Below are 5,795 nucleotides of genomic sequence, written 5' to 3'. Positions count from 1 at the left end.
AACGGCGGCCCGTGGCGCAAGGTGATGCCGGGCTCGAGCCTGCTCGGCCTCATCAAGGGCCGCGGCGGGGTCCCCATCCACACCTCCTGCGGGCTCGGCAGCTGCGGGTCGGACATCGTGCTGATCCTGTCCGGCATGGAGCACCTGAGTGCGCCGTTCCCGACCGAGCTGCGCACGCTGGCGGCCGAGGGCGCGCCGCCGAATGCGCGCCTGTCCTGCGTCACCAAGCTGCTGGACGGTGACGTCGAAGTGGAAGTGCCGGACTACAGCCTGGAGCAGCCGGCGGCCTGAATCACGCCCCGGGCCCGGCGTCGGCCGGGTCCGGGCGGCCGCGCGGATGCGAGCTGAAAAAAGCCAAAGAGGGAATTTTTCAGCATTGCTCGGGGGGGGGGCGGTCTGTGGCAACGGCACATGGCTTTTGTCGCCCGGCAGGCCGGCTGACCTCGCCGGCTGGTCCATGTCGTCTTGAAAATCAATAGGTCACCGTCACCGTAATGGTGTCGGTATAGCTGCCGGCAGCGGGCCACTGGCCCGCGGGGATGCGGCCATAGACGGTGTGGCCGTAGGCGCGGGGGGTGCCGTCAGACAGCGAATAGCCGCCACTGACCACCGCACTGCCACCGCTGCCGTCGCCCCACACGGCAGTGTGGGAGGCGTCGGTATAGAGCTGGTAATACAACACTGCGCCGCCGGCTGCCATCATCGCGCGGCCGGCATAGCTGCCGCTGGCGCCGCTGCCAAGGGCGATGCCGTAGCTGCCCGATTCGGGGGGAGCGGCGCTCTGGCAGGTCACCGTGACGGTTCCCGTTGCCTCGGTGGGCGTGCCGGAGCGCGGGTCGTAGCTGCCGAAGCCGATGCCCGTGGCACTCACCGGGCAGCTTGCGGCGCGCACCAGCGGCGGCGCGAGCAAACCCAGCGCCAGCAGGAGCCGTTGGTGCACCCTCATTTCTCCTCCCGGCAAGTCAATGGCCCGAGGCTCGGGATGTCGCCCTGCACCGGCCGGTAATCGAAGCGCACGACGCAGCGCCGCCCGTCGGGGAATTCCCCACGGCCCACGTTGTGGGCCTGCAGATCCTCGGCATAGGCTTCGCCGTCGTAGCCCACCGGCAGCACGGCGCCGCTTGCCTCGAGCGTGAGCGTGCTGCCCAGGGGCAGCGGCTTGCCGCTGGCGTCGACCAGCCGCAGCAGGGCGCTGTGGACGGTGCGGATGGGGAATTTCACCACCACGCCGGAGCGATCCATGGGGCGGACTTTCTGCTGGGTAGTGGCGATGCTGGCGTCGGGCGGCACGTCGGTCGGCTCGATCGACAGCTGGTTGATCTCGAACGAGCGCAGCTCGGGCACCAGCAGGCGCCCGGCGCCGTCGGTGCGGCCCATGTCGCGGTTTTCGTAGCGCACGCGGATGTCCGGCGCGCCTTCGGTGTCCACCACGGCGAAGCTGTCGTTGATGATGTTGCTGGCGAACAGGCCGCCGTCGGCGGTGACCAGCGCGCCGCGCGCCTGGGCGCGCCAGCTGGTCTGCTGGCTCATCTGATCCACGCCGATCGAGCCGAACAGCCACGGCGACTTGTAACTCAGCTCGCCGGTGTCGTGCGTGGACTGGCCACCGGCGTGATAGAGGCGGTAGCCCCACTCGCCCACCGTGTCGGCCGAGCGCTGGGCCTGCAGCTGAAACGACGTTTCGCCGCCGCTGCGATCGATGCTGGTGCTGGCCGAGGCCCCCCGGCTGCCCAGCGGCAGCGTCACGCCGAGCATGGCGCCGCTGCTGCCGCCGGGCGCGAAATCCTTGTAGGCGGTGGCGTAGAGCGAGGCCCGGCCCCCTACCTGCACCGAATAGCTGGCGGTCAGCATGCGCTGGTGCTGGGCCTGCAGGTCGTAGTATCCGATGGGCGGAACGGTGCCGGGCGAGGGGGCATACCAACGCGGCATGGCACGCCCGTCGCGGTCGATGCCGGCATAGGCGAGGCCGAACGAGCCCGCGCCGCCCAGCGCGAGGCCGGCGCTGGCGTAAATCTGCCGCCACGGCACCGGATCGCCGTCGATCGTGCCGAGGTCGCTGAACTGCCGGCCGGCGAAACTCGCCTGGGCGCTGACGCTGAACACCCGGCCCAGGTGCTGCAGGCCGGCGCTGAGCTGCAGGCCGCGCTCGCCATCGCCCGTGCTGGCGGCGGCGGCGAGATTCGCGACCGCCAGATCGGCCAGGTTGGCCACCAGGCCGGCGCCGAACAGGCCGAGGCCGGAGGCCGCTTCCGCGTGCGTTTCGGCGGTGAGCCGCGCGCTCAGGCCGCGGCGGTAGCTCGCCGAGGCCACGGTGTCGCCGTAATCGTTGCTGACGCTGCCCCAGTTGCGCCGCAGCGCGCCGGCTTCGAGCGAATAGGTCTGCAGGCCCGGCGCGAGCAGCTGCGAGGCGGCGTAGAACGGCAGCGTCTGCGTGGTCTGCCGGCCCAGCGCGTCGGTCACGTTGAGGGTGATGGTGCCGGCGCCGGTGACCACCGGCAGCTGCGGCACCTCGAACGGGCCGGGCGGCACTTCGCGCGACAGCACCCGCTGGCCGTTGACCAGCACGTCCACGGTGGAAGGCACCGTCGCGGCGCCGCCCAGCGTGGGCAGCGGAAAGGTGATCAGGTCCGGGCGCATCGAAAAATCCGAGCTGACGCGCAGCCCGCCCAGGCGCACCGGCCGGCTCCAGGCAAGGCCGCCGGAGATGACATCGCCCAGACGATAGCGGCGCAGCGTTTGCGGGTCGGAATGGACCAGCACGGTATCCAGGCGCACCGTGCGCTGCTGCCAGGCGAGCGCGTCGCCGCCGAAATGGGTCAGCAAGCCGCTGGAAGCCACGCCCCAGGGCGAGAACGCGCGCAGGTCGAACAGGCCGCTGGCCGAGTTCGCGTCTGCGCTCGAGAAACCCACCAGGTCGTAGTCGAGCACCGCGCCGCTGCCGCTCTGGTAGGGCACGTCCTCGCCGCCGCCGGACATCGCCGCGAGCAGCGTGGTCTCCAGGCGCTCGACCGGGGCGGTGATGTGCAGCGTCTGCGTGGACTCGACCAGTCGCCAGTCCAGGCCGGGCAGCGCGGACAGCGGCAGCGGCGCCGCGTCGTCCGGGGCGTTCTCGGGCGGGCGCAGGCCAAGCTCGCGCAGCTCGCCCGGCCCCGCCCACAGCATGGCGCCGCGCTGGACGAATTGGCCGATCTTGCCGGTGGCGTGACCGTTGATATGCACCTCGAGCAGCAGCACCTGCTCCTGCGGCCCGGTGGCCGATGGAGGAGGGGGCGCGGGCGGCGGTGGTGCCTGTGCGCCGGCGGCGGCCACAGCTTGGGCGGCCGGCAGCACGCCGAGGCTCGACGACAGCAGCGTCACCAGAAGACGGGCGGCACCGAGCGCCATGTCAACGGAGGTTGATTCATGGCACCGTGCCGTTGCCGACGATCACGCGCTCCTCGAGGGTGGCAGCATCGACGCGCGCCGTGAGGCGCAGCTCCTGCCCCGCAGCCGGCGCGGGGGCCTTGATGCGCCAGCGCCGCGTGGCCCCGGTCAGCACGTAGGGCAGGGCTGGGGGCTCGACGGCGAGCGCCGCGCCGTCGGCGGTGGCGAGCGCGACCTCGCGCACCTCGGCGTGGCGGCTGCCCTGGTTGAGCGCCACCAGCCAGGCCGCGCCGTCGGCGCCCTGCTCGATGCGCCAGGCGAGACGCGCCGCCACCTTGGCCTTGGGCGGCGCGAACACCGGCACCGACTGGCGCACCACGATGCGCACCGTGTTGGGCGCGGCGGGCGGCGGAATCTCGTCGAACAGGATGCGGTAGGTGGCCTCGCGCTCGGTGGGCGGGCGGCGCAGCACCAGGCGCACCACCTGCTGCGCGCCCGCTTCGAGCCGGCTCAGCGGCGGGCTGACCAGCAGCTCCTCGGTCGGCGCGAGATCGTCCGCTCCTTCCGATGTCTGGCGCCAGGCATAGGCGCGGATCTGGAACGCCGCCGGCTCGCTGCCCTCGTTGGTGACGGTCAAGGCGGCGGCGCGCTGGCCGGGTGCCATGTGCACCTTGATAGGCGCCAGGCGCAGCTGCGCCGCCGCGGCCAGACCGGCGAACAAGCCGGCGCACAAAAAAACGGCCGCCGCCCCCAGCAGGGGGCGGCGGCCTTGTCCTTTTCTCAGTGCTCCCATCGGCGATCGGATCAATAGGTGATCGTCGCGGTGATGGTGTCGGAATAGGCGCCAGACTGGACCCATTGCCCGGCCGGGATGCGGCCATAGACCGTCAAGGTCTGGCTGCTGCCGTTACCCGTGCCGCTTACGGTATCGGGGGCGGTGTCACCCCAGTTGGCGGTGCGGGTGCTGTCCGAATACAGCGCGTAGCTCAGGCCAGCGGCGTCGGTGCCGGTCATCCTGCGCGTGGTCACGGTTGCGCCGGAAAACGCGCCGGCATTGAGCCCGACGTTGTAGCCATCACCGTTGGTGCCCTGGACCGAGATGGTGCTAGTCGAGTCCATGTCGGCGCTACTGGGATTGTAGTCACCAAAGCTCAGGTCAGCTGCCGTGATGGTGCAGGTGGCCGTCACGTTGGCACTGACGGTGAAGTCATCGGTCTGCGTTGCTGCCTGGCCCGCCAGCGGCAGCGCCAGGCTGCCGGCGGCGAGCCCGGCCATGGCGAGTCGTACGAGCGAGGGCTTGGCTTGGGACGGGTGGCGAAGTTTCATGAAATCCTCCGGTGTGCAGCGGGTTGATTGCGAGGGTTGGCCCGTGGATACGTGGTATGGGGCGGTTCTTTCGTCGTTGCCTACGTTTTTTTTGAGCGAAGAGCAACATGGCCATTTAACTATGGCTGGCCGGTTTTTTTGTGATCGAGATCAAACCGCCCTTGATCTAAGGCGAGCGTCCCGTTCGAAGGGGAAGCCCGGCCTGAATCACGCCCCGGGCCCGGCGTCGGCCGGGTCCGGGCGGCCGATTGCTAGGATGGTCTCAAGGCTATACATTTGTGTAGCCATGACGACCGACCCCAACCCACTGCCGCCCCGCCAGGCCGCCGCGCTGGCGGCCATCGAGCGCCATTTCGGCCGCCACGGTGCCATGCCGACCGTGCGCGAGCTGGCGCAGGCGCTCGGCTGCTCGGTGCGCGCGGCGGCTGAGCTGATCGAAAAGCTGGTGCAGCGCGGCGTGCTCGGCAAGGTGCCGGGCGTCAGCCGCGGCCTGCGGCTGGTCACCGCCTCGACCGCGCCGGCCACGCTGCGCCTGCCGCTGATCGGCCGCATCGCCGCCGGCGCGCCGGTCATGACCGCCGAGCACGTCGAGGACTGGCTGGGCGTGGACGCGGCGCTGTTCCGGCCGCGCCCGGACTGGCTGTTCCGCGTCGAGGGCCGCTCCATGCAGAACCTCGGCGTGCTGCCGGGCGACCTGGTCGGCGTGCGCGAGGACCCGGACCCGCCGGTGGGCGCGGTGGTGGCGGCGCTGGTGCCGGACCCGCACACCGGCGATCCGCGCCTCACCCTGAAGCGCTACCGCCGCCGCGACGGGCGGGTGGTGCTGTTGTCCGAAAACGACGACCAGGCCACCTACGCGCCACAGGTGTGCGCGCCAGACGCGGTGCGGCTGATCGGCGTCTACGCCGGGCTGATCCGGCCGGTGACGGCGTGAACGCCGCAGCGCTGAACATCCAGGGCGTGTGGCGCGCCAGCGAGGCGCCGGCGGATGTGCGCATCGGCACGCACAGCGCGGCGCTCGACGCGGCCTTCGGCGGCTGGCCGCAGGGCGCGCTCACGCAGATCGACAGCGCCGCGCCGGGTCTGGGCTTTTCGCTGCTGCTGCC

Annotated in this window: 6 protein-coding genes; 2 read left to right on the top strand and 4 right to left on the bottom strand. The window is 71.2% G+C overall.

The window, feature by feature from the left end; translation table 11 throughout:
* On the top strand, positions 1 to 291 hold a 291-nt coding region (locus PHC73_RS10810; protein WP_300127887.1), incomplete at its 5' end, for a 2Fe-2S iron-sulfur cluster-binding protein.
* A 181-nt stretch (positions 292 to 472) separates the two neighbouring features.
* On the opposite strand, the gene PHC73_RS10805 is transcribed toward PHC73_RS10810, so the two are convergent.
* The 4 genes from PHC73_RS10805 to PHC73_RS10790 all read right to left on the bottom strand — a co-directional run bounded on the left by PHC73_RS10805 (position 473) and on the right by PHC73_RS10790 (position 4,689).
* Positions 473 to 940, bottom strand: a complete 468-nt coding sequence (locus PHC73_RS10805; protein WP_300127884.1) for a spore coat U domain-containing protein — start codon at positions 938 to 940, stop codon at positions 473 to 475.
* Positions 941 to 942: 2 nt separating this feature from the next.
* Positions 943 to 3,384, bottom strand: coding sequence for a fimbria/pilus outer membrane usher protein (locus PHC73_RS10800; protein ID WP_300127881.1), 2,442 nt, complete (start codon positions 3,382 to 3,384; stop codon positions 943 to 945).
* A gap of 16 nt (positions 3,385 to 3,400) precedes the next feature.
* Entirely contained in the window at positions 3,401 to 4,084 is a 684-nt protein-coding gene (locus PHC73_RS10795) for a fimbria/pilus periplasmic chaperone (RefSeq protein ID WP_300127878.1), read from the bottom strand.
* Between the two features lie 83 nt (positions 4,085 to 4,167).
* Positions 4,168 to 4,689, bottom strand: coding sequence for a spore coat U domain-containing protein (locus PHC73_RS10790; protein WP_300127875.1), 522 nt, complete (start codon positions 4,687 to 4,689; stop codon positions 4,168 to 4,170).
* Positions 4,690 to 4,975: 286 nt separating this feature from the next.
* On the opposite strand from PHC73_RS10790, the gene lexA reads away from it, so the two are divergent.
* Positions 4,976 to 5,623: a transcriptional repressor LexA gene (lexA, locus tag PHC73_RS10785; protein ID WP_300127873.1), complete on the top strand. Its 648-nt coding sequence runs from the start codon at positions 4,976 to 4,978 to the stop codon at positions 5,621 to 5,623.
* Positions 5,624 to 5,795: the final 172 nt, after the last annotated feature.

The organism is Immundisolibacter sp., assembly GCF_028696615.1.
Lineage (GTDB): Bacteria > Pseudomonadota > Gammaproteobacteria > Immundisolibacterales > Immundisolibacteraceae > Immundisolibacter.
This window is presented reverse-complemented; position numbering and strand designations above follow the sequence as displayed.

Bases quoted from the DNA above. Each gene is read 5' to 3' on its own strand.
- PHC73_RS10800 (WP_300127881.1), bottom strand. From the start codon at position 3,384: ATGGCGCTCGGTGCCGCCCGTCTTCTGGTGACGCTGCTGTCGTCGAGC.
- PHC73_RS10790 (WP_300127875.1), bottom strand. From the start codon at position 4,689: ATGAAACTTCGCCACCCGTCCCAAGCCAAGCCCTCGCTCGTACGACTC.
- lexA (WP_300127873.1), top strand. From the start codon at position 4,976: ATGACGACCGACCCCAACCCACTGCCGCCCCGCCAGGCCGCCGCGCTG.